Genomic DNA, 22650 nt, shown 5'->3' with positions numbered 1-22650 from the left:
AAAGGCCGGCCTGCGCTTCGGCGTTTCCAACCATGCCGCCCACGCCTGGCACTGGTACCAGACGGCCTATGGCTATGACCCCACCGGGCCGGAAAAAGGCCGCCGCTACGACGCCTTCGGCCTGCGCAAGGCGGACGGCAAGGGCCAGTGGTGGGACGGGCTGGACCCGCAGGAACTCTACACCGGAGGCCACGCCGTCCTGCCCGACGGGATAGACAGCATAGAAGCCATGAACGCCTGGCATGATGCCAACAACGGCCAGTGGATCGAAAGCGGGCCCAAGGACGACCCCGCCTATGTCACCCGCTGGCTGCTGCGCCAGACCGACCTGATCGACAAGTATCGCCCCGATCTGGTCTACTTCGACGACTATGGATTGCCGTTCGGCCCGGTGGGTCTCGAAGCGGCGGCGGACTATTACAACCGGTCCATCCAATGGCACGGCAAGATCGACGTGGTCCTGACCGCCAAACAGCTTTCGCCCGAAGCGCGCTTCGGCGTGGTGCAGGACGTCGAGCGCGGCTATACCGACCATATCTGGGACGAACCCTGGCAGACCGATACCTGCATCGGCGACTGGTTCTACAACGTCGCCCGCCTCAACGAGAAGAGCTACAAGACCGCCGAGGAGGTGATTCAGCGCCTTGCGGATGTCGTCTCCAAGAACGGCAACCTGCTGCTCTCGATCCCGCAGCCGGGAGACGGCTCGATCGACGGCGAGGAGGAGCGGATCCTGGACGAGATGTCCGAATGGATGAAAGCGGGCGGGGAAGCGATCTTCGGCTCGCGCCCATGGCGCCGCTTCGGCGAAGGTCCAAACAGGCCCGTGCTCGGCATGCAGAGCGAGGAGAAGGCCAAGCCCTTCACCGCCCAGGACATTCGCTTCACGACCAACAACGGCGCGCTCTATGCCCTGGTGCTGGGCAAGCCGGATGGGAACATCACGATCGAATCGCTCGCCGCCGGGCCCAAGGCGGGCGTGGTGGAACGCGTGACCCTGCTGGGCGGTGGGCCGGTCGCCCATAGCCGCGACGGCAGGGGGCTCCATCTGAAGCTCCCGCGGGGAACGACGGGTTTCGTGCCGGCCTTCCGCATCGACGGACGCGGTCTGGCCTGAGCCCGCGCCGACAGCCCTGTCGCATCCGAGAAGCGGCAGGGCCTCGGCAGGGTAGGTTGATCGAGGAAAAACGGCCCGGTCGACCGCCAATCTCAGGCGGTAACCAGATTGTTCCGCACCGCGAAGCGCACGAGCTGGGCGGTCGACGTGAAGGACAACTTGCTCATCGCCGCCGCGCGGTGCGTCTCCACGGTCTTGGGACTGACGCCCAGGACATAGGCGATCTGCTTGTTCATGTGGCCCTCGCAGACCAGTTGCACGATCTGTCGTTCCCGCGGGGTAAGGATGGAACCTTCCTTGCCCTGTGTCTGCGCAAGCCTGTGCGCCAGAGCCTCGTAGATCGACGACGAGAAATAGGTCTTGCCCATCAGCACCCGCTTCATGGCGATCTTCAGGTCGTCGAGACGATCGATCTTCAAGACCACCCCGCGAGCCCCGGCCCTGACATAATCGACAAGAAGATCCTCGGTGAAGCAGGCCGTGTAGACGATGACCCTGGTCGCCGGCAGTTCCTTCTGCAGGCGGCGCGTGAGATCGAGACCGTTCAGGCCCTGCAAGGCGTGCTCGACTATGGCGATGTCGGGTTTGCAGCTTCGCGCCAGTTCCAGGGCTTCGAGCCCGTCGGATGCCTCCGCGACCATATCGATATCGTGGATAGACGATATCAGGTCGCGCACGCCGATGCGCAGGACCTCCTGATGGTCCCCGATCAAAATCCTTGCTGCATGTTGAATCACAGGTCGCCTCCCTCAATTAAAACGAGCGGAAATTCTATTGGCGACCTGAACTTCTCAGCTATGCTCTAAGCCATAGGAGTAGGGGCTAATGCTATTGGTAAAAACCCTGAAGCAACAGCCTCCGAAGAATCGGCCGAGCGCTCCCTGCCCTGCTGAACCTTCATTACCGGCATAAAAGTTCAAGATTGCTTTCGTGCGACGGTCAGGCGGGTTTGTCCGCCAAGGATATTGCCGAAGATCCTCCCGTAGCTTCGAGAGCACCGATAGGCGCGCCTATCTTTGACCGGGCTTGATTTTCGGGTGCTTCGGGTGCCAAGGTGGCGGCATGTTTGCACATACGCGCGCAATGGTGGCTGCGGCGGCCCACGCCTTCGTCGTCGGCAGGAAAGTCGCCGGGGTTTTCGATCACTCGGCCAGGCGAGATCTACGGATTGCTGCGGAAAGCCGTGGAGACCAGCTACAGGGCTTCGACGGAGACCGGGGCGCGAAATTCGGCGGCACCCTTCCCGAACTCTACGACGCCGGGGACGAAGCTTTCATCTCGATGGAGATCGACGGAGAGAAAGTCCGGGGCCACGATCGCACGACATCGCACTCCTACATGGCGCAAGTGACCGACCGCCTGGTCCACCTCTACGACTACGGTGAGGGTGCCTGGTTCACGTTCGATATTCGAAGCACGGAAGCCGGCCACGGCTATCGCGAAGCGGCGCCGGAGGAATCCCGTTCCGAGTAACCGCGCAGGGTCGAAAACGGCGGAGTTTTGCGACCCGCCGTTCGGACTTGTCTCGCCTGAAGCCTTCGCAGTTTAATTCACGACGTGGATATGCGGCGGCTGGGGAACGAGCGGCGCGGAGTCATCGGTCCGGCGACTATCAGCCGATGCCATGATCGAATCATGTTCGGCGAACACACGCTCGATCTCTGCGCGCTTGTCGAAAATCATGCGCGCCACGCCGGCGGTCATGCCGCCCTCATCCCCTACGCGCCCAAGAACCCCGGCAAGGTCTTCCAGCGTGGCTTTTTCCGCCGATGCATGAAGCCCCCCCTTCGAATCACGATACGCAATGCATTCGTTTGCCACCACCTGGTCTCCTCAACACCTTCAGGAAAATGCTCGTCCGGGGCTCAGGTTTCAATGGGGCGATCGGGGTAGGGGTAAATACGAGAGTAAATGCGACGGGGCGCATAATTTCACGCCATGGGCGGGATGGGACGGCAAGCGCTGCCGTGCATAGTCCCATCCCGCTTTCTCGATCAGGCGCCGAAGCCGCCGTCGATCGTCTGCATCGAGCCTGTGATCATCGCACCGTGCGGACCGGCGACGAAGGCGGCAAGTTCGGCGATTTCCCCGGCACGCGCGTGGCGCTTGATCGCCATGAAACCGTGCATGGTCGATGCCATCGGGCCATCGGCGGGGTTCATTTCGCTATCGGTAGGGCCGGGCTGGATGCTGTTGACGGTGATGCCGCGATCCCCGAAATCACGCGCGAGGCCGCGCACCATGCCCTGCATCGCCGACTTCGTGAGTGCATAGGCCGCGCCGCCCGCAAACGGCATGCGATCGGCATTCACCGAACCGATCACGATGATGCGACCGTCCGCGTTCATGCGGCGCCCGGCTTCGACGGCGGCGTGATAGGGAGCGCGGACGTTGATATCGATCATGCGATCGACCGAATCCGCGTCCAGTTCCAGCGGATCGCCCAGCACGAGCGTACCCGCATTGACGATCAGGACGTCCAGCGCGCCGCGATCGGCTACCGTGGCGATCACCGCTTCCCGATCTGCGCTGTCGGCACGGATCGCCAGAGCACCGGTTTCCGCCGCCAGGGCTTCGGCCGCTTCCTGCGAGCCGGCGTAAGTGAAGGCAACCTGGCCGCCGCCTTGCGCAAAGCGCCGCACGATCGCCGCGCCGATGCCCCGGCTGCCGCCCAGGACCAAAACATTCTTGCCGTTGAAATCACTCATGATGCGTCTCCATCCATTTCGAGAAGCGCGATGCCTTCTCGTTCTGGACAGGAACATGTCCTGCGGGCATCGTTCGCACTAGCCGGCAAATCTTGGAACTGGACGACGGGATTCCCGAACGATGATGAAGTTCGACGGCATAGTGGCCTTCGTCGCCGTCGCGGAGGCCGATTCGATCAGCGCCGCATCCCGCCGGCTCGGGCTCGCCAAGTCGGTGGTCAGCGAAAGACTGGCCGAACTGGAACGCACTTTGGGCGCAACCCTGGTCCAGCGCTCCACGCGCCGGCTTTCCCTCACCAACAGCGGCCAGACCTTCCTCCCCCGCGCGCAGAGCATCCTGCGCGAGGCGGAAGAAGCGACGGCCGAACTGGCCGCTCGCAGCGGCAGGCTCTCCGGTCCGCTGAGACTCTCCGCCCCCGTCGGATTCGGCATTCTCCATCTGGGCCCGGCGCTCTCCAGCTTTCTGCGGGACTATCCGGAGATCGAGGTTTCGCTGGAACTGGACGACGGCTTCGTCGATGCCGCAAGCGGCGGGTTCGACGCCGTCCTGCGACATGGCACAGTGGGAGACGGCCGCCTGATCGCGCGCCGACTGGCCACGAGCCGCCGCCTGCTGGTCGCCTCGCCGGAATATCTGGAGCGCGTCGGCACCCCCTCGTCGCTCACGCAACTGGAACGCCATCGCGGCATCCTCTACGCGAATCGATCGGGGGACTGGCGCTTCGCCGCGCCCACGGGATGGTCGGTGATCCGGCCGAAGCCGGCACTGCGCGTCAACAACGGCCTGGTGATGAGGGACGCCGCCGCAGCGGGCCTGGGCATCGCCCTGTTGCCCAGCTTCTTCGTGCATGACGCATTGGCGAGCGGAGCGCTGAAGGAAATCGACATCGGCGTGGAAGCGGAAGGCGCGGAACTGTTCCTTGCCTATCCGAAAGACCACGGCGCCGCCGCCAGGATCCGTGCCCTGGGAGACAGCCTGCGCCGCAGCTTCGGTGACCCGCCTTATTGGGAGCGCTAAACGGTCACAGAGCGGGCGGCCCCAATGCGGACGGCCCCCGACTGCCGAAGCAAGCCGAGGGCCGACACAGGTTCTATCAGAAGCGGTAGCCGAGCGTCGCCATGACGTTGCGCGGCGCGCCCACGAAGCAGTCGCCGCGCGCCAGGCACGAAGCGTAGAACTTGTTGTTGAGCAGGTTGGTGGCGTTGACCGCCAGGCGCCAGTTTTCCCAGCTGATTTCGGCCAGGGCATCAACCGTGGTGCGCGACGGCGTCACGATCGAATAGAGCGCGCCGGGGGCAATCGCGGGATTGAGGCCATAGGGGTCCATCAGGCCGGTGGACTTGCTCTTGCCGGTGTAGACCACGCCGGCACCCAGGCGCAGCTTGGCGCCCTCGGTGACGCTAAAGGTCTTAGCGGACCACGCCGAGGCAATGTGCCGGGGCATGTAATCCAGGCTGCTGTTGGTTTCCGACTTCAGCTGGTTGTAGCCGTAGTTCAGCAGCAGTTCGAAATCGCCCGGAAGGGTATGGCTGGCTTCGACCTCGACGCCCTTGGTCGTCAGTTCGCCGGCCTGCGTCGTCGAGCTTTGCGCACCATAGAGCACGCGGTTGCGCTCCTTGATGTGGAACGCGGTGACGGTGACGAGGGTGTTCTGCTCCGGCTGCCACTTGAAGCCGGCTTCGAACTGCGTGCCCGTCTGCGGCTTGTAGGGATCGCTAGGGATGCCGCCCGGAAGCTGGATCCGACCGGCAACCGGCAGGAAGCTCTCGGTATAGCTGAAGAAGGGCGAGAAGCCCGAAACCAGCTCGCCGATGATGCCTGCGCGGAACGTGGTGGCCTTGTCCTCGCTTCCGGCCGACGAAGTCACCCGGTCACGACGGGCGCCCAAAACGACGGAAACTCGGTCGTAGAAGCGGATCTGGTCCTGCACGTAGATGCCAAGCTGCTTCTGGCTGTCATAGCTGTACGGGCCCGAGGGGGTGTACGTCAGCAGCGCATCGTAATCAATGTCGTAGAGATCGACCAGTTCGGTTACGCCGGACGTATCGGCATAACGCTTGCCGACCTTGTTCCAGCTGTAGTCGATGCCGACCAGCAGATTGTGCTCGATGTTGGCGCCGGTGTTGAAGGTGAACTGGACGTTGTTGTCGGTCGAGAACACGTTCATGCGCGCATCGCTGGCATCTGCGGTCAGCTTGATGGTGCGGCCATCGGTACCGTAGACCGCGAAGGGATCGAGCGGATAGGTATAGCTGTCAGCATAGTGCGTGAAGTACTGGAGGTCGCTGTCGATGTAGCGCGCCTTCAGGCTGATGCGGATATTGTCCGAGAACTTGTGGGTGATCGCGCCGCCGCCCTGAAGCGAGCGTCCGTTGTAGCGATCCCAACCCGCCTTGCCGACGAAGGTATAAGGATCGAGCCTGCCGGTCGGGTTCTCCGGATTGGGGCGGAAGGTGCCGACGATGGGCAGGAACTGCGAGGTCGATCCGGTATCGTCCTCCTGATAGAGGCCGTTCAGCACGATATCGGTATCGGGCGTGGGCTGCCAGCGGATCGAGGGCGCGAACATCACGCGGTCGTCGGGGACGTGATCGACATAAGTATCGGCATCGCGCACGCGGCCCACGGCGCGGATCGCCAGATTGTCGGTCAGTGCCAGGTTGATGTCGCCCATCGCTTCCTTGCGGTCGAAGCTGCCATAGACGATGTTGGCTTCGCCGCCGGTTTCGAACTTCGGCGTCTTGGAAACGAGATTGACGAGGCCGCCGATCGAGCCCTGTCCATACAGAACCGATGCCGGACCGCGCACGATCTCGACCCGCTCGAAGTTGTAGGGGTCGGACGTGATGCTGGCATAGTACGAGAAGATGTCACGCATGCCGTCGCGGAACTGAAGCGCGCTGATGCCGCGGATGTTGAAGCCGTCCACGCGGGTGTCACGGCCGTAGGGGTTGGCCAGAACGCCGGCGGCGTACTTTACCGTATCGCTGATGCTGATCGCGCCCTGCGCGCGGAACACGTCTTCCGAGATCGTGGTGACGGGCTGCGGCACCTGGATCGCCGGCGTGTCGGTCTTGGTGCTGGCGCGCGCGCCGGTGACGAGGATGTCGCCGGAGTCGGCCTGGTCGACGGCGTCTTCGGCGGCAAATGCCACGCCGGGCACGGTGGCCAGCGCAACGATCGCTGCGCCGTTCAGCGCGAGCTTGCGGATATGGTTCATTTCGCGTTCCCCTTGCCAAAATTGGCGTATTGGGGCGCGCTTAAGCGATAATGCGAGACACTCGCAACAGTCTCGCCAGATTTTAACCAACTGTGGCGATTTTGGCACACTCAACAAAAACGGGCCGGGATGCGCTGTCACGCATCCCGGCCTTAATGTCGGCGTGCCGAAGGCGGGACGGGCCCGCCTTCTCGCGGTTTAGAGGCCGTCCAGGCCCTTGCTGACGAGGATGTTCACAGCCACGCGGCGGTTCTGTGCCTTACCCTCAATAGTCTGGTTGTCGGCAACCGGATCGGCTTCGGACATGCCGGTGGGGGTGAGCATGCGATAGGGCTTCCAGTGGCATGCCTGCTGAAGGTAATTGACGACGCTTCCAGCGCGCTTTTCGCTGAGGGTCTGGTTCAGCTCAGGGCTACCCGTGGAGTCGGTGTAGCCCACAACCAGCAGCAGGGCGTTGTCCATACCTTCCGCCTGGCTGGCGGCGGCGCAGAGTTCCTGCTTCGCCTCGGGGGTAAGGGCAGCCTTGCCCGTGTCGAAGTTCACGTTCGTCGTGCCCTTCACGTTGTACTGGTCGATATCGCCCATGCGGCCCTTCAGCGCTTCGGTAGCTTCGGTCTGCTCCGCGAACCGCTGATCGGTGCCGTTGTGGATCATAGAGGCGGTCTTCAGATCCTTCTTCTGGAGATTGATCTGGCTGGCCACCAGACCCTCGCCCGATTGCAGGGTCTTCACCGTTACCGGCAGGCCGTTGAGCAGCGAAGTCGCAGCCAGCTTGTCGCTGGCAAGGCCGAACAGACCGCCGCTGGACTTGATCTTGGTGGCATCGTTGATGGTGATCACCGACTTGTTGCCATCGGCCGCGGTAACCTGCATCCGGTCGCCGCTGCGCGCGGAAATGATGCCCTTGACCTCAGGCCCTTCGGTCATCTCGGCCGCTTCTGCGGGTGCCGAGCTGTAAGAGGCCGAAACGTCCGCTTCCGGCGCTTCCTGCGTCTGCGCGGCGACACTGCCAGAAACGGCAACACCCGCCAGACCGATCACCAAGAAAAGTTTGGATTTTTTCGCGGAAATGACACTCATGGCACTACTCCTCCAAACGCAACTAGTTGGGACTGCGTAATCGCATCTTTTAATTCGTCCACTGCGCCAGAAAGGCGCCGCTGCGAAAGAAACCCGAACCGTCTCGTTTCATATGATGTGCGGCATTCTCGCTGCACTTAAACACTAGGGAGTTCCTGGGTGTTCAGATCAACCTTTCCAGTACATGAACGCTCCTGCCACACTGCGTGGCAGCGCCGTTCATTCGAGCGCTTCTTGCGGCGAACCGATGGAAACGGCTTCCCGCGAAACCCGCCGCGAAGGGAGCAGGCCCGCCTGGACGCTAGGGGAATTCGCGTGGCGGGGAGATGCAAAAGGTCGCGTCGCGAGTCGGTAAAACGACAACGGCGGCTGTCTGCCGACAGCCGCCGAACAGGCGAACGGAGTATCCTTGCCCGCATCACCCCGGCAAGGCAGGCTGGTCCTGAAGCTTGCGCCTGAACAAGGCCCCGACCAGCCTCGGCTCGAGAATGCGGCCGACCAGGTATAGCACTGCAAAAATCCCGGCGAAGACATAGGCGGATTTCGGGGAGTGCTTCTTCTCCTGCCCTTCGGCCGCGCTTTTCTTTTTCGGTTTTTCGGGTACCGGGGCACCCAGAGCCTTGTCGATCGGGTTCTGGGGCAAAGCCGTGTTCTGATCAGGCTTCTTCTTGCTCGCTTCCTCCGTCGCGGGCTTTTCGAAAGTGGCCAGGAGGTTCGTGATCTGCGCAAAGCCAAGGAACAGCAGGGGCGCCAGGAAACAGAACAGCAGGGCCCGGCTGGTCAGGTGATAGTGCAGCATGGCCCCGGTCGGCCCCTTCTCCACCTGTAGCACGCCGTTTTCGAAGACCGCCATCTTGTCCTGGGCGGCTGGGTCCTTCTTCTGAAAGGTCAGGCTGTCGCTCGCACGCTTGTGGCTCGTGCCGGTTTCGCGAAACAGGGGAGCGAGCCTCTCGAACACATCGTCGCTCGTTTGCTCGGGAGCGAGCCTCAGGCTGCCCTTCACATGCCAGATCCAATTGAGGAAGCCTGCGTTCATTTGGTCGTTCCCTGGGAGAGCGTTTCGGGATGCAGCATCGGCCGGGGGCGATCAGGCCGGATAGAGGCCGTGCATCATTCGGCCGGCACGGCAGTCGGCGATCCATACTCCTCGTGGCCATACTTCTCGCGGCCGAGCTTTTCACGAATCGTCTTCCACGCTTCCGTGAACGGGAAGGTCATCTGTTCGGAGATCGACATGCGCCGGCCGCCTTCCATCCCCAGCAGTTCAGCCTCGCCGTCCACGCATGTCCCGAACATGCGATCGATGAAGATGAAGGTGTTGGAGTAGTTGCTGCGGCTCGCTTCGAAATCCTGCGAATGGTGGACGCTGTGATGTTCGGTCGTGTTGAACAGGAAGCGCCACCAGCGGGGCGTGTTGAAGCGGACGTTGATGTGCTGGTACGTACCGATGGCCATGCCGAAGGCGCCTGCGAGCAGGGCCGCGCGGGGCAGGAAGTCGAAGAAACCACCGATGCCCAGGCCGATCAGGAACAGTTCCACCGGATTACCCACTGCGCCCTTGTTGATGTTCAACTGGGTGATGTAGTGGTGGACCGAATGGGTGAGCCAGAGCGGGTACCAGTTGTGCATCCCGCGATGCATCCAGTATTGCCCGAAATCGAAGATGAACGCGATCAGGAAGGCCTGCAGCAGCAAGGGCAGCCCCAGGAACCAGGTGAACTTGTCCCAATCCAGATTGTGCTGGATGGCCTCGATCATGACCCCGTCGCCGATGTAGCTATCGACCATGCGGAGCAGGGTATAGCCCAGGCCGACGTAGAACAGGTCGGTCGCCAGTTCCTTCCAGGTCAGGGTCCAGCTCTCATGGCGGGGGAAGGCCCACTCCATGGCTATCAGCAGCACCTTGAAACCGATGCCAATACCGATGGCGGTCGATGCCTTCGCGATCGAGTTCGGTGCGTAGTACCAGAAGGCGATCAGCGCGAACAGGACGGTGGGCTGGAACCAGGTGAAGACGAACTGCTTCACCGGCCCGCCCTCCACGCGCGGGATGTTTTCCCATCCCACGGTGACCGGCGACTGCGCGCCGATGATCCTCTTGCCTACCCGTGTTCCTTCCATGCTCTTGCCCTCATGGTGTCCTGATATGGTCAGAACATCATGAAAGCGACGCGCCGCCGCCAGTTACCAATGCAATATGTTACGCATAGATGCGGTCTATGTCGCGGGATGCCCGGGCGATGGTTATTGCTGGATGCAGGTACAGGCGGAGCAACTCGGCCAGTCGCCTTCCAGGCCGCTTACGCAGAAACCGCCCAGCTTGCCGCGAGGCGAGCAGGGCGGTTCGACTGTTCGGACAAAAGCCGGGCTGGACTAAGCGCGGTTCGAATCGCCGGGCAATTTCACCCGACGAGACAGCGCTTCGGACGGCCGTTCAGCGTGCGATGGCGAGCCTTGTCGCCGAAGTGGCGGAAGCGTCGGCACGGCGATTCTCGATCTGGCTGCGGATATCGGCCAGCACCGCCGTGCGGCAATCCTGTGCCTTGCGCTCTGCAGCAAGGTGGATGCTGGCCATATTCTCACCACAGACCGAGCGCGCCGCGTTGTCCATGCGGATCGCAAGACGCTGCTGTCCTTCGGCGGTGGCGAGGTCGAGCCCCTTGAGTTCAAGCACGGCCTTATCCTGGGCGAAAGGATTTTCGCCGGTTGCTGCCGATGCCTGGGACGCGAAGGCCAGGGAAGCCAGCGCCAGAATGCCAATTTTCATCATCTTCTCCAAAGCGCGGATACGGGATCACTCTACGGGGACTGACGTCTCCATAGCGCTTTCGAGAAGAACTTGCAATATATCCGGCAGTCCAGCCGCCGAAATCGCAATACTATCTTTGCGGTATTACTAGATATGCCAGTTCAGTAATACTCCCGAGCATGCCGATCGGCAGAACAACTTGATGCAGGGCCCCTTCTTCTGCCTTCGAAGGCGTGATGCCAACGGCAATGCTGCGTGCGCCCGGCCGCGACCACGCCCGGACGGTTTCGACCGGCAAGAGAACTTTCCATCCGCGCCCGCCTTCCACCGGCACGGAATGGCCGTTCACCTGTACCTCCTGCCCCGCATCCGCGCGGACGCCCGAAAGAAGCAGGCAGTCGGCGGCCCCGCAAGATACCAGGCGGGCTTTCTCGCGCGGAGCCGCCGTTGCGGTTTGCCCGAAAGCAGCGGTGGCAACGGCGCCTGCAAGCGCCAGGCTGTGGAAGAGAGAGACCTTTCGTGTCACCGGCCTTCCCTTCCGTTGCTTGCGCCGCGAACGGCCTCCGCGCGTGCCTCGATCCCCTCGCGCAGGATCCTGAGCATCGTCGCCGCGAATGCCCGAAAACCGCCGGAGATGCCTGTCCGTTCTTTTGGGAGAGTGGTTCTGGAGATCACGTGCCGCCTCGTCTTGCCCGTATGTGGCAAGACTGCGACGGCCGGCGACATCAAGGCAGAGGCGAATTCGCGATGTCAGCCATCGATCAGGTCTATGCCCTGCCGACAGCCTCCCGATTCGGACGCGTGGTCGGTCACATGCGTGGTTGGGCGCGAATCCGCCGGAACACTTCGTCCACGAACAACTGGGTGGCGGTGTCGCGCTCCGGTTCGGCGCGTGCCAGCAGGAATATGTCGTAGCCCGGTTCGAAATCGCTGTGGAGCAGCGGCCAGAGGGCGCCCCGCTCCACGTCGGCGCGAACGATCGGTGTGGGCAGGAAGCCGATGCCCACGCCGCACAGGATCAGGCGGCGTACTTCGTTCATGTCGTCGGCCAGCGCCGCCACGCGCGTGCCCAGCCGGTAGCGCCGCCGGAGATGCGTGATGATCTCGATCTCGCCCTCCCCCATCAGCACGAAGGCTTCGTCCTTCAGTTCCTTCGGCTGGGTGATGCGATAGCCGAACAGCGGGTGGCTGCGGCCGCAATAGAGCTGCTGGTGTTCGACGAACAGCGGTTCGTAGACCAGGTTGCCGCGCACGCTGTTATCATAGCCGATGCCGAGTTCGACTTCGCCCGCTTCCAGCGCATCGAGCACCTGCCGCCAGGGAGAGACCCTGATCTCGATCTGAATGTCGGGATTGCGCCGGTGGAAGCTGGTGATCGCCTCGTCGAACTCCTCCGAGACGATGGCGGAAACGATCTGTATCCGAACCACACCTTCGACGCGCTTGGTTGCCTGGGCGATCTGGTGCGGCATCATGCGCGCGGATTCCAGCATGTCCTCGCAAAGCGCCATCATCGCCTTGCCCGCCGTCGTCATTTCCACGCCCGCCGCCGTGCGGTGGAGCAGCGTGGTGCCGACATGATCTTCCAGCCGCTTCAGCGCCGCGCTCACGCTGGGTTGCTGCTTGTTGAGCTGCCGCGCTGCCGCGCCGATGCCGCCTGCCCGCACGATATCGACGAAAGTACGCATCAGGTTCCAGTCGACCCGACTGGCGAATTTCTTGTCTGTTATCGGCGTACGTTCGCTCATGCGTCATCGGTCCCAATAGGCGGCCACCGTCCGGGACGGCGGCCCGCCGAATCAAGGTGATAGAACAGACCGACGACGAAGCGCGAGCACCATGTGCAGCCTCGGCTCACCGGGTCGGCTGCAAGTCCGCCCCGCTCCACCACGAAAGCGTGTGTTCATCGTGCGCGGAAGTCCAGACGCCCTCGGGCGTCCAGCGCAAGGCGCCGCTGCCCGCCGCCTTGCCCTTGCGCGCCGTGACGGCCATGGTCGCCGGATCGATCACCGCGAAGACCTGGTCGTCGGTGGTGCGCAGCCAGACCTTGCCCGCGCCGGTATCGATGTCACCCCACTTCAGATTGGCCCCCACCTTGACGCGGCCGGCCAGCGCGTTGGTGGCGGGATCGATGCGCGCGAGCGTGCCGTCGCCCTGCTCCTGCACCCAGACGCCGCCCTCGCCGGCAGCCAGGAACCCCGGTTCCTTGCCCAGCGGGATCCGGGCGGTGACGGCATTGGTGGCGGTATCGATGCGCTGGAGCGACTGCTTCGCCGCGCTCACGGCCCAGACCGCGCCGAAGCCGTAAGTCAGGTACCAGGTGCCTGCATCGACCGGAACCGAGGCGACGATCTTGTTCGTCGCCGGATCGATGCGGGCGACGAGGCCGCCGCGATCATCGGCGCCGTTGTCGCTGGCGACCCAGACCGAACCGTCCCCCGCCACCACGTTGAGTTCGCCCGAGGAGGCGATGCCGGTGGGGATCGTGGCGACCAGCTTTGCGGTCTTCACGTCGATGCGCTTGACGGCCTTCTCGTCGCAATCGGCCACCCACAGCGAACCGGCGGAGATGGCCATGGCGCCGCAGGGGTGCGCCATGGCCACTTCGGCCAGCTTGCCCCCCCGCGACCACTGCTCAACCCGGCCCTTGTTGGTGGCCCACACCGTCTCGCCGTCCACCGCGAGGAAATCCGCGAAGCCGGGCACCTGGATCACTTCCTCCGCATGGGCGAGCGAAGGCAGGGCGGCACTTGCGGCCAGAAGCATCGTGACGAACTTGCGCATGGATTTCCCCCTTGGTGAAGCTGCGGATCAGGCCTTGCCGGCGATATAGGCGCGCCAGCCGCCGAGGTGGGTGATGTCCTCCGCCCCGTTCAGCGCGCGCGGTTCGGAGACGAAGCCCTTGACGGTGGTGCCGTCCGCCAGCGTCACATTGCCGATCGCGAGCGGGGCGGGAACGTCCACGGTGAAGCTGCCGAACTCGGCCACGCCCAGTTCGTAGACTTCCACCTTGATCGCCGCGCCGCCTTCGTCATGCACCAGCGCGGGCTTGGGCGGTACGCTGTCGGCGATGGCGTAGAGCTTGTAGCTCGGCGCCGTGTCGAAGGCGCCGACGAACTCCGCCTCGCGCGAGGTCAGCTGCCAGTGGAGCGGCATGTCCTTCAAGTGCGCTCCGACGACGGCGAGTTTAACGGTCTGCATCTTTCCCTCCAGATCGAGTGGGGGCGGCGCGGGAAGATCCGCGACCGCAAGGTAGGCGTCCGCCGCGTCCAGCAGGGCGCGGTCGGTGTCGGCAGGGCCGATCAGGGTGATCCCGAAGCCCGTGGCATTGGCGCGAATGCCCGCCGGAACGGCCAGCGCGGCCATGTCCAGCAGGTTCACGAAATTGGTGTAGAGGCCAAGGTTGCTGTTCAGCGCCACCGGCGCGGCCAGCATCTCGGCCACGCGGTAGGTCGCCCCCGTCGTGGGGAAGGCGAGCATGTCGATCTCGCCCCAAAGGAGGTCGGCGTGGCGCTTCAGGTCGGCCATGCGGTAGATGCCGTTGAAAAGCTCCACAGCGCTCATGTCCTTGCCCGGCTCGACCACCGCGCGGACCGTAGGATCGATGGCGCGCGGGTTGCTGGCCAGTATGCCTTCCATCGCGGCGGTGCGCTCGGCCACCCAGGGGCCGCCGTAAAGCAATTGCGCGGCTTCGAGCAGCGGCGCGAGGTCGATCTCGACGATCTCGCCAAGAGTCGCCAGCCTCTCCAGCGCCCTGTCGTAGAGATATTCGGATTCGACATCGCCGAAGAACACGCGCTGCTCGCGGCGCGGCACGCCGATGCGCTTCACGGTGAGGGGGCTGTCGGCCAGAGCCTTGGAATAGGGATCAGCCACGTCGAACCCGGCCAGCACCGCGTCCACCAGACGCGCATCGGCGGTATCGTCGGTGAAGACGGTGATGCAGTCGATGGTGCGGCAGGCAGGCACCAGGCCTCGCGTGGACCAGCGGCCCTTGGTGGGCTTCATGCCGATCAGGTGATTGAACGCGGCGGGCACGCGGCCCGATCCCGCCGTGTCGGTGCCGAGTGCAAAGGCCACCAGCCCCGCCGCCACCGCGATCGACGATCCCGAACTCGATCCGCCGCTGACATAGGCGAGGTTAGAGGCATTGCGCGGAATGCCATAAGGGCTGCGCGAGCCGTTGAGCCCGGTGGCGAACTGGTCAAGGTTGGTCTTGCCCACGCAGACCGCGCCGGCCGCCAGCAGGCGCTCGATCACGCCCGCGTCGGCTTCCGGCTCGTAGGCGAAAGCGGGGCAGGCCGCCGTCGTTTCGAAACCGGCGACGTCGATATTGTCCTTCACCGCGAAAGGCACGCCGGCCAGCGGCAGGTCTTCGCCTGCCGCAACCCGCGCATCGACGGCGCGGGCGGCGGCCAGCAGATCCTCGCGAGAGGCACGGCTGATCCAGATCTGCGGCTGGACTGCCGCGTAGGCTTCGATGCGGGCGAAGGCATCCTCGGCCACGGCGACGGCCGTGGTCTCGCCCTTCCTGACGGCAGCGGCGATGCGGCTGGCGCTCTGGCGGTTCAGTTCGGTCATGCGTGCCTCCGCAAGGCAAGCATCGGCGCGCCGGGCTGCAAGGACTGCCCTTCCCGCATGTAGAGCGCTTCCACCGTCCCGCTGCCGGGGCTTTCTACTGGACATTCCATCTTCATCGCCTCGATTACCGCGATCTTGTCGCCTGCCTCGATACGGTCACCCGCCGCGACCAGCAGCCGCGCGACGCTGCCGCCATAGGGTGCTTCCACCAGGTCCGAACCTTCCGGCAGGACGATCGCCGCCTCCACCGGCGCGTCGGCCTCCTCCAGCTTCGCGACATGGTCGAACTCGCCGCGCCGCTGCCATTCCTCACGCTCGGCATCGAAGGCGGCCTTTCGCGTCTCCTCGAACTCCGCGATGCCTGCGGCATTCTCGGCCAGGAAAGCGCGGTAGTCTGCCAGGCGGAACTCGGATGGCTCGATGCGGATCGAGCGCCGTCCGGTCGGGAATTCACGGCGCCAGTCGGCCAGTTCGTCGGCGCTGACCGGATAGAAGCGGATCTGGTCGAAGAAGCGCAGCAGCCACGGCTTGCCTTCGGTGAAGGCATCGGTCTGGCGGTAGGTGTTCCAGACCTGGGTGGTCCGCCCGAACAGCTGATAGCCGCCCGGCCCCTCCATCCCGTAGATGCACATATAGGCGCCGCCGATGCCTACCACGTTGGGCGGGGTCCAGGTGCGGGCCGGGTTGTACTTGGTGGTGACCAGCCGGTGGCGCGGATCGACCGGCGTGGCCACCGGCGCACCGAGGTAGACGTCGCCCAGGCCCATGACGAGGTAGTTGGCCTCGAAGATCAGGTTCTCCACCGAGGCCTGATCGGGCATGCCGTTGATGCGGCGGATGAATTCGATGTTGTCCGGGCACCACGGCGCATCGTCGCGCACGGTGGCCATGTACTTCTCGATCGTCTCGATCGTGGCGGGATCGCGCCAGCTCAGCGGCAGGTGGACGATGCGCGAGGGGATCGCGAAATCCTCCAGGTCGCCCAGTTGCTCCTCCGCTTCCATCAGCACCGCGAGAGCCGCCTGCTGGGTCAGCGCCGCGCCGTCGAAATGCAGCTGGAGCGAGCGGATGCCGGGAACCACGTCGATCACGCCCGGCAGCGCCAGCCGCTCCAGCTCCGTCATCAGCGCATGAACGCGGATGCGCAGTTCGATGTCGAGGACGATCGGGCCGTACTCGACCAGGATGTTGCGGTCGCCCTGCTGGCGATAGACCGTGCGCGGACGGCCGGGCGCTTCCGGGATCTCGCCAAGGATCGGCGAGAGCGTATCCACCGTACGCGCAGGGGATGACGCGGGAGGCGCTCCGGTCGCCACCAGTTCGCGCTGTGCGGTTTCCGCTGCGATGGCGTCCTCGATCGTGACGGGCGCGAAGCGCAGGCGGTCGCCCGGCGTCAGTTGCCCGATCTTCCAGCGGTCCGCTGCGATCACCACGAAGGGGCAGACGAACCCGCCCAGCGAGGGGCCGTCCGGTCCCAGGATGATCGGCATGTCGCCGGTGAAGTCCACCGCGCCGATGGCATAGGGATTGTCGTGGATGTTGGAAGGGTGCAAGCCCGCCTCGCCGCCGTCGCTGCGCGCCCAGCGCGGCTTCGGGCCGATCAGGCGCACACCGGTGCGGTTGGAGTTGTAGTGGACCTTCCACTCCGCGCCCAGGAAGGTATCGACGTCCTCTCCGGTGAAGAAGTCGGGCGCGCCGTGCGGGCCGTAGAGCACGCGCAGGGTCCAGTCGGTGCCGATTTCCGGCAGGTCTACGGCCGGCAATGCCGCCTCGCCCCCCTCTCCTGAAACTTCCCCGGCCAGGTGCAGCGTATCGCCCGCCAGCAGACGCCGCGCGGCATGGCCGCCGAACTGGCCGAGTTCGAAGGTGCTGCGGCTGCCCAGATAGGGCGCGATGTCCAGCCCGCCCGCGAACAGGATGTAGCCGCGAAGCCCGCCGGTCGAAGCCCGGCCCAGCGCCAACGTCTGTCCCGCTGCGATATCGATCGGCACGCCGCGCGATACCGGAACCCCGTCCAGGGTCGCGCCGAAATCCGCGCCCGTCAGGCAGACGCGCGCCGCCGATACGAAGGACAGGGTCGGCCCGGTGACGGTGGCCTCAAGCCCCTCGGTACCTTCCGGATTGCCGAGCAGCCGGTTGCCAAGGCGGAAGGACTGGTCGTCCATCGGCCCCGAGGGCGGCACGCCCACGCCCCAGAGCTTCTGGCGGCCCGGCCAGTCTTGCACCGTCGTCGCGGTGCCGCCGCTCACCACGCGGATGGAGCGGGGGTAATAGGGGATGGCGTCCAGCACGCGGGTCGAGACTTCGCCGCTGGTGAAGGCGGGCGAGCGCACGACATCCCGCAGCCAGCGCACATTGGTTTCGATGCCGTCGATCCGGCTGCGGTCGATCGCCGCCTGCGCCGCCTCCACGGCTTCCTCGCGGGTCGGGGCATGGACGATCAGCTTGGCCAGCATCGGATCGTACCAGGCGCTGACCGTGCTGCCGGACGAGCACCAGGTTTCGACGCGGACATCCTCGGGGAATTCCACGCAGGTGAGCTGGCCCGACGTCGGCCGATAGTCCAGCGACGGATCCTCGGCATAGAGTCGCATCTGCACCGAATGGCCCTTGGGGGTCGGAGCCGGGCCGTCGAGGAAGGCGAAATCGCCCGCGCCGCCGCGTATCATCCATTCGACGAGATCGATGCCCATGACCTCTTCGGTCACGCCATGCTCCACCTGGAGGCGGGTGTTCATCTCCAGGAAGAAGAACTCCTCGCGGTCGGCGTCGTAGAGATATTCCACCGTCCCTGCCGAGCGGTAGCAAGCCGCCTCGCCCAGGCGCACGGCCGAGGCGATCAGTTCCGCGCGAACATGCTGCGGCAGCAGCGGTGCCGGGGCTTCCTCGACCACTTTCTGGTTGCGGCGCTGGAGCGAGCAATCGCGCTCGCCCAGCGCCATGACGCGGCCTTCGCCGTCACCGAACAGCTGCACCTCGATGTGTCGCGCGCGGCGCACGTAGCGTTCCAGGAAGACGCTGGCATCACCGAAATTGCTGAGGCCAAGGCGCGCGACCGTGGCGAAGCCTTCGCGCAGGTCCGCCTCGTTCTCGCAGACCTTCATGCCGATGCCGCCGCCCCCGGCGGTCGCCTTGAGGATCACCGGATATTCGATTCCGGCGGCGGCGGAGACTGCCTCTTCCTCGTCGGTCAGCAGGCCGGTACCCGGCGCCAGCGGCACCCCATGCGCGGCGGCCAGCGCGCGGGCGCTGTGCTTGAGGCCGAAGGTGCGGATATTGTCGGGCGTCGGGCCGATGAAGACGATCCCGGCCGCCGCGCAGGCTTCCGCGAACTCGACGTTCTCGGCCAGGAAGCCGTAGCCGGGATGGATGGCCCCGGCGCCGGTTTTCTTCGCCGCATCCAGGATTGCGGCCACGTTGAGGTAGCTTTCGGAAGCCTTGGCCGGGCCGATCAGCACGGCCTCGTCCGCTTCCGAAACATGGTTGGAGCCTTCGTCCGCCTCGGAATAGACGGCCACGGACTTCAGGCCCATGCGGCGAAGGGTGCGGATGATGCGGGTGGCGATCGCGCCTCGGTTGGCGATCAGAACCGTGTCGAAGCTCATGCGACGACGATCATGCGAACGGGGGTGGGGTTGAAGCCGTTGCAGGGGTTGTTGACCTGCGGGCAGTTGGAGACGACGACGACGACGTCCATTTCCGCCCGCAGGTCAACGGTCAGGCCCGGCGCGGAAATTCCATCGACGATGCCCAGCGACCCGTCCGGCTCGACCGGTACGTTCATGAAGAAGTTGATGTTGGAGACGATATCCCGCTTGCCGCGCCCTTCGAGGAGGTTGGCCTCCAGGAAATTCTCTACGCAGGCGTGCTCGGCCTTGGTGTGGTGGCCGTAGCGCAAGGTGTTTGACTCGCACGAGCAGGCGCCGCCGATGGTGTCGTGGTAATCGACCGAGGTGGCGGCGATCGTCATCAGCGCATTGCCTTCGTTGGAGAGCAGCTTGGTGCCCGCCCGCAGGAACAGGTTGCCCTGCGCCGAGACGGTGTCCTGCGCGCTGTAGCGCTCGGCATCGTCGGCGGCCGAATAGAGCAGGAAGTCGACTGCCTGGTTGCCTTCCAGATCGACGATGCGCAGCGTCTGCCCGGCCATGACATGGTGCAGCCAGGGCGCGCGGGCGGGAACGACCACGTCGTGGACGACATTGCCGGTGAGGCCGGACATGTGGGGATCGGTGCTCATGATCGCGTGTCCTCTAATCAGCGGCGGAAGTAGTCTTCGACATTGGTGAAGGCGCGCAGGCCCTCGGGCGTGGCGCCCCGGACGGGATCGTCCTCGGCGGTCACCGGTCCCCGCCATGCGGTGGCGCGCAGCGGCGTGACGCTCCATTCCGCGCGCGGATCGAGGACGTGGGGTACGTTGGCGATCACCACGATCACATCCATTTCCGCACGCAGGACCACGCTGCGGCCGGGGGCGAAGGGGCCGACTTCTGGCGTGATCGTGCCATCCGCCTCGATCTTCGCGCCCTTGAAAAGGTTCACGCAAGGGTGGACGTCGCGGCGGCCGAGGCCATGCTTGGCGGCGCCGAGCAGGAACCTGTCGCGCCCGCTGGGGAAAGCTCCGCTGTTGCGGCCTTCGCCGTATTTCGCGGCATTGGTTGCGGGGTTGGACGTGCCGCAAAACGTGTCATGCGTGCCGGCATCGTCTTCCAGAATACTGAACAGGACGCGGCCCATGTCGGACAGGAGCAGTTTTCCTTCGCCCAGGTAAGCGTTCCACTGCACCTTTACCGTATCGGCCACGTTGAGCCGCTCGGTCGGCATCTCGGCATTGAAGACCAGCAGCGAGGCGCAGGCATCGCCGTTGAGGTCGATCAGGCGCAGGCATGAACCGCGCGACAGCCGCCGCGTGGCATAGCCCCCTGCGGCGATGGTCTCTTCCCACACGAGGTCGGCAGGGGACACACCGCCGGGCAGATCGTCCGCTACCGGCGGCAGCACCGGCATGCTCTCGACGCGGGTGCCGCCCTGGGCCCGCGCATGGTCCCGCGCGGCAAGCGGATCGGCCAGGGTCTGGGTCATGAATGCGCTCCGATGCTGGTAATGTCTTCGCCGCTGGGGTCGTAGAGCGGCGGCAGTAGGGCGGTGGTGGTGACAAGCTCTAGCTGCTGCACCCCGCGCACCCGGCGAATGGCGTCGCAGAGTTCCTTCAGTCTTGCTGCCGGACCCTGCACGAGAAGAACTTCAAGCGACTGGTCATCCTCCAGCACGACATGCTGCGAGGAGATCACTTCCTTCAGGTAACCGGCCTGCGTCTGCGAAAGCTGGTGCCGTACTCGGCCGCGCTCGCTGCGGTAGACCAGCGTGATCGTTCCGGCGAACATCTCCTCCGGGTGCATGAGCGACCCGTGCTCCGTCAGCGCGTGGCGGATCAGTTCGGCGATGAGCTGGGAGCGGGAAGGCAGGCCGCGTTCCGCCACCATCAGGTCGAGCTGTCTGAAGAGATCTGCCGGGAGGCTCATGCTGAGCCGCGCCAGGCCGGTGGAATCGGAGCCCATGCCCACTCTCTTTTCAGTTATTACTATTTACGTCAATCGTAATAATTCCGGCTTCGTCGATTTCTTCTTCCGGCCGCTCGCGCATGGGCAGGTCGTAGACCACCGTGGCGCCGAAACGGTGCGGCGCGTGCGGATCGTGGCGGCGCTTGTCGAGCGCGAGGACGCGCGTTCCCAGCATGAAGGCCTCGCGGATATCGTGCGTCACCATGACGATGGTCAGCGCCCGCTCGCGCCAGAGGCTGCGGATCAGCTTGTGCATGTCGGCGCGGATGCCCGGGTCGAGCGCGCCGAACGGCTCGTCCAGCAGCAGGATGCGCGGCCGTTTCACCAGCGCCTGCGCGATGGCAAGGCGCTGCTGCATGCCGCCCGACATCTGCGCGGGATAGAGATCGAGACTATGCCCCAGGCCCACGGCCGTCAGCATCTCCCTTGCCTCTTCCTCGGCGGCGCGACGGGCGCTGCCGAACAGGCGGCCCATCACCGGCGCCTTCTCGCACTCCATGCCCAGGATCGTGTTGCGCAGCGCGGTAAGATGCGGGAACACCGAATAGCGCTGGAAAACCACGCCCCGGTCGGGGCCGCACTCGGGTTTCAGGGGCGCGCCGTCCATCAGGATCGTGCCCTGGCTCGGCCCCTCCTGCCCCAGGATCAGGCGCAGGAAGCTGCTCTTGCCAGCCCCCGAAGGGCCGACGACGGAGACGAAAGAGCCTTCCTCGATTTCGAGGTTCAGCTTCTCGATGATGATCCGGTCGCCATATTCGACCCAGACATCGCGAAAGCTCAGCAAAGTGCTCAATGGCTTTCTCCATGGGCCCAGGGGAACAGTCGCCGGCTCAGCGCGGTGAGCGCCAGGTCCATCAGGATGGCCAGCAGCGCGATCCAGGCGACGTAGGGCAGGATCACGTCCATCGAAAGATAGCGGCGGACCAGGAAGATGCGGTAGCCCAGGCCCACGTCCGAAGCGATCGCCTCGGCCGAGATCAGGAAGACCCAGGCCGGTCCCAATGCCAGGCGGATCGCATGGAGCAGGCGCGGCATCGCCTGCGGCAGGGCGACACGGATCATGACCTGCCAGCTGTTCGCGCCCAGCGTCAGCGCCTTGATGATCTGCTCGCGCGGCAAGGCGCCGACATGGGCGGCGATGTCGCGGATCATGACGGGCGCGATGCCCACCACGATCAGCGCGACTTTCGCCGTTTCGCCGAGGCCCAGGGCGATGAACAGGATCGGCAGGAGCGCGATCGGCGGGATGACGGCAATGCCGGTGACCAGCGGGCCGAACGTGGCCCGCACCGGCGGCAAAGCGCCCAGCGCCAGCCCCACCATCAGCGCCATGAGCGTGGAAATGCCCAGACCGATGCCGAGGCGCTGAAGGCTGGCCAGAGTATCGGCCCAGAACACCAGTTGCCCGGTTAGCTGGTCCGGCACGAACAGCAGTCCCGACATGCTTTCGGCCATGGCGCCGGGAAGCGGCAGGATCTTGTCCGCCGGGTTCATCGCATGGCGGTTGGCCGCCATGACAATGTAGATCAGCAGCAGCAGCAGGATCGGCACCGCGCCGAGGAGCACTCGCCCCCCTCGCCCGACCTGACGATTCACCCAGCGCATTGTCATGGTCCTGTTTTGATTATTGCACTTC

The 22650-nt window shown here is 64.8% G+C and carries 21 protein-coding genes; 3 read left to right on the top strand and 18 right to left on the bottom strand.

The window, feature by feature from the left end:
- Positions 1-1117 (top strand): alpha-L-fucosidase (locus ACI3K3_RS19970; protein ID WP_404916861.1); only part of this gene is annotated, 1117 nt, incomplete at its 5' end.
- Positions 1118-1209: 92 nt separating this feature from the next.
- Here ACI3K3_RS19970 and ACI3K3_RS19965 read toward each other — a convergent pair.
- Positions 1210-1830: a LuxR C-terminal-related transcriptional regulator gene (locus tag ACI3K3_RS19965; RefSeq protein WP_404916859.1), complete on the bottom strand. Its 621-nt coding sequence runs from the start codon at positions 1828-1830 to the stop codon at positions 1210-1212.
- Between the two features lie 349 nt (positions 1831-2179).
- On the opposite strand from ACI3K3_RS19965, the gene ACI3K3_RS19960 reads away from it, so the two are divergent.
- The gene (locus ACI3K3_RS19960; RefSeq protein ID WP_404916857.1) at positions 2180-2590 is read left to right on the top strand and encodes a hypothetical protein; all 411 of its coding nucleotides are present in this window, start codon (positions 2180-2182) and stop codon (positions 2588-2590) included.
- A 72-nt stretch (positions 2591-2662) separates the two neighbouring features.
- Here ACI3K3_RS19960 and ACI3K3_RS19955 read toward each other — a convergent pair whose 3' ends face one another.
- Together ACI3K3_RS19955 and bdcA are read right to left on the bottom strand one after the other, a co-directional pair.
- Positions 2663-2938: a hypothetical protein gene (locus ACI3K3_RS19955; RefSeq protein ID WP_404916855.1), complete on the bottom strand. Its 276-nt coding sequence runs from the start codon at positions 2936-2938 to the stop codon at positions 2663-2665.
- A 173-nt stretch (positions 2939-3111) separates the two neighbouring features.
- Positions 3112-3825, bottom strand: a complete 714-nt coding sequence (gene bdcA, locus ACI3K3_RS19950; RefSeq protein WP_404916853.1) for an SDR family oxidoreductase — start codon at positions 3823-3825, stop codon at positions 3112-3114.
- 121 nt (positions 3826-3946) lie between these two features.
- Between bdcA and ACI3K3_RS19945 the strand changes: the two genes are divergently transcribed.
- Positions 3947-4843, top strand: a complete 897-nt coding sequence (locus ACI3K3_RS19945; RefSeq protein ID WP_404916851.1) for a LysR family transcriptional regulator — start codon at positions 3947-3949, stop codon at positions 4841-4843.
- Between the two features lie 76 nt (positions 4844-4919).
- Here ACI3K3_RS19945 and ACI3K3_RS19940 read toward each other — a convergent pair whose 3' ends face one another.
- The 15 genes from ACI3K3_RS19940 to ACI3K3_RS19870 form a co-directional block, all read right to left on the bottom strand.
- Positions 4920-7046, bottom strand: coding sequence for a TonB-dependent siderophore receptor (locus ACI3K3_RS19940; protein ID WP_404916849.1), 2127 nt, complete (start codon positions 7044-7046; stop codon positions 4920-4922).
- Positions 7047-7244: 198 nt separating this feature from the next.
- On the bottom strand, positions 7245-8126 hold the full coding sequence (locus ACI3K3_RS19935) for an OmpA family protein (protein ID WP_404916848.1): 882 nt from the start codon (positions 8124-8126) through the stop codon (positions 7245-7247).
- 418 nt (positions 8127-8544) lie between these two features.
- Positions 8545-9162 carry a hypothetical protein gene (locus ACI3K3_RS19930; RefSeq protein WP_404916846.1) on the bottom strand — a complete coding sequence of 206 codons (618 nt, stop codon included), beginning with the start codon at positions 9160-9162 and terminating at the stop codon, positions 8545-8547.
- Between the two features lie 74 nt (positions 9163-9236).
- On the bottom strand, positions 9237-10247 hold the full coding sequence (locus ACI3K3_RS19925) for a sterol desaturase family protein (protein ID WP_404916844.1): 1011 nt from the start codon (positions 10245-10247) through the stop codon (positions 9237-9239).
- A 313-nt stretch (positions 10248-10560) separates the two neighbouring features.
- Positions 10561-10893, bottom strand: coding sequence for a UrcA family protein (locus ACI3K3_RS19920; protein ID WP_404916842.1), 333 nt, complete (start codon positions 10891-10893; stop codon positions 10561-10563).
- Positions 10894-11005: 112 nt separating this feature from the next.
- Complete coding sequence (locus ACI3K3_RS19915) at positions 11006-11401, bottom strand: hypothetical protein (protein WP_404916840.1); 396 nt, start codon at positions 11399-11401, stop codon at positions 11006-11008.
- A gap of 283 nt (positions 11402-11684) precedes the next feature.
- Positions 11685-12623: a LysR family transcriptional regulator gene (locus tag ACI3K3_RS19910; RefSeq protein WP_404916838.1), complete on the bottom strand. Its 939-nt coding sequence runs from the start codon at positions 12621-12623 to the stop codon at positions 11685-11687.
- A gap of 106 nt (positions 12624-12729) precedes the next feature.
- Positions 12730-13659: a YncE family protein gene (locus tag ACI3K3_RS19905; protein WP_404916836.1), complete on the bottom strand. Its 930-nt coding sequence runs from the start codon at positions 13657-13659 to the stop codon at positions 12730-12732.
- 27 nt (positions 13660-13686) lie between these two features.
- Positions 13687-15456 carry an allophanate hydrolase gene (atzF, locus tag ACI3K3_RS19900; RefSeq protein WP_404916834.1) on the bottom strand — a complete coding sequence of 590 codons (1770 nt, stop codon included), beginning with the start codon at positions 15454-15456 and terminating at the stop codon, positions 13687-13689.
- Positions 15453-19061 (bottom strand): urea carboxylase, encoded by a 3609-nt coding sequence (uca, locus tag ACI3K3_RS19895; RefSeq protein WP_404916832.1) that lies wholly within the window; start codon positions 19059-19061, stop codon positions 15453-15455. The genes atzF and uca overlap by 4 nt, the downstream gene beginning before the upstream one ends.
- Entirely contained in the window at positions 19058-19693 is a 636-nt protein-coding gene (locus ACI3K3_RS19890) for an urea amidolyase associated protein UAAP2 (RefSeq protein ID WP_404916830.1), read from the bottom strand. The genes uca and ACI3K3_RS19890 overlap by 4 nt, the downstream gene beginning before the upstream one ends.
- A 17-nt stretch (positions 19694-19710) precedes the next feature.
- Positions 19711-20535 (bottom strand): urea amidolyase associated protein UAAP1, encoded by an 825-nt coding sequence (locus ACI3K3_RS19885; RefSeq protein WP_404916828.1) that lies wholly within the window; start codon positions 20533-20535, stop codon positions 19711-19713.
- A complete protein-coding gene (locus ACI3K3_RS19880; protein ID WP_086492145.1) occupies positions 20532-21011 on the bottom strand; it encodes a CopG family ribbon-helix-helix protein in 480 nt (159 codons plus the stop codon). Before ACI3K3_RS19880 ends, ACI3K3_RS19885 begins: the two co-directional genes overlap by 4 nt.
- 13 nt (positions 21012-21024) lie before the next feature.
- Positions 21025-21807, bottom strand: coding sequence for an ATP-binding cassette domain-containing protein (locus ACI3K3_RS19875; RefSeq protein ID WP_404916825.1), 783 nt, complete (start codon positions 21805-21807; stop codon positions 21025-21027).
- On the bottom strand, positions 21804-22619 hold the full coding sequence (locus tag ACI3K3_RS19870; protein ID WP_404916823.1) for an ABC transporter permease: 816 nt from the start codon (positions 22617-22619) through the stop codon (positions 21804-21806). Before ACI3K3_RS19870 ends, ACI3K3_RS19875 begins: the two co-directional genes overlap by 4 nt.
- Between the last annotated feature and the right edge of the window lie 31 nt (positions 22620-22650).

It is taken from the genome of Novosphingobium sp. ZW T3_23, from assembly GCF_044987305.1.
GTDB lineage: Bacteria > Pseudomonadota > Alphaproteobacteria > Sphingomonadales > Sphingomonadaceae > Novosphingobium.
This window is presented reverse-complemented; position numbering and strand designations above follow the sequence as displayed.

Bases quoted from the DNA above. Each gene is read 5' to 3' on its own strand.
- ACI3K3_RS19960 (WP_404916857.1), top strand. From the start codon at position 2,180: ATGTTTGCACATACGCGCGCAATGGTGGCTGCGGCGGCCCACGCCTTC.
- bdcA (WP_404916853.1), bottom strand. From the start codon at position 3,825: ATGAGTGATTTCAACGGCAAGAATGTTTTGGTCCTGGGCGGCAGCCGG.
- ACI3K3_RS19945 (WP_404916851.1), top strand. From the start codon at position 3,947: ATGATGAAGTTCGACGGCATAGTGGCCTTCGTCGCCGTCGCGGAGGCC.
- ACI3K3_RS19940 (WP_404916849.1), bottom strand. From the start codon at position 7,046: ATGAACCATATCCGCAAGCTCGCGCTGAACGGCGCAGCGATCGTTGCG.
- ACI3K3_RS19935 (WP_404916848.1), bottom strand. From the start codon at position 8,126: ATGAGTGTCATTTCCGCGAAAAAATCCAAACTTTTCTTGGTGATCGGT.
- ACI3K3_RS19930 (WP_404916846.1), bottom strand. From the start codon at position 9,162: ATGAACGCAGGCTTCCTCAATTGGATCTGGCATGTGAAGGGCAGCCTG.
- ACI3K3_RS19925 (WP_404916844.1), bottom strand. From the start codon at position 10,247: ATGGAAGGAACACGGGTAGGCAAGAGGATCATCGGCGCGCAGTCGCCG.
- ACI3K3_RS19920 (WP_404916842.1), bottom strand. From the start codon at position 10,893: ATGAAAATTGGCATTCTGGCGCTGGCTTCCCTGGCCTTCGCGTCCCAG.
- ACI3K3_RS19910 (WP_404916838.1), bottom strand. From the start codon at position 12,623: ATGAGCGAACGTACGCCGATAACAGACAAGAAATTCGCCAGTCGGGTC.
- ACI3K3_RS19905 (WP_404916836.1), bottom strand. From the start codon at position 13,659: ATGCGCAAGTTCGTCACGATGCTTCTGGCCGCAAGTGCCGCCCTGCCT.
- atzF (WP_404916834.1), bottom strand. From the start codon at position 15,456: ATGACCGAACTGAACCGCCAGAGCGCCAGCCGCATCGCCGCTGCCGTC.
- uca (WP_404916832.1), bottom strand. From the start codon at position 19,061: ATGAGCTTCGACACGGTTCTGATCGCCAACCGAGGCGCGATCGCCACC.
- ACI3K3_RS19890 (WP_404916830.1), bottom strand. From the start codon at position 19,693: ATGAGCACCGATCCCCACATGTCCGGCCTCACCGGCAATGTCGTCCAC.
- ACI3K3_RS19885 (WP_404916828.1), bottom strand. From the start codon at position 20,535: ATGACCCAGACCCTGGCCGATCCGCTTGCCGCGCGGGACCATGCGCGG.
- ACI3K3_RS19880 (WP_086492145.1), bottom strand. From the start codon at position 21,011: ATGGGCTCCGATTCCACCGGCCTGGCGCGGCTCAGCATGAGCCTCCCG.
- ACI3K3_RS19870 (WP_404916823.1), bottom strand. From the start codon at position 22,619: ATGCGCTGGGTGAATCGTCAGGTCGGGCGAGGGGGGCGAGTGCTCCTC.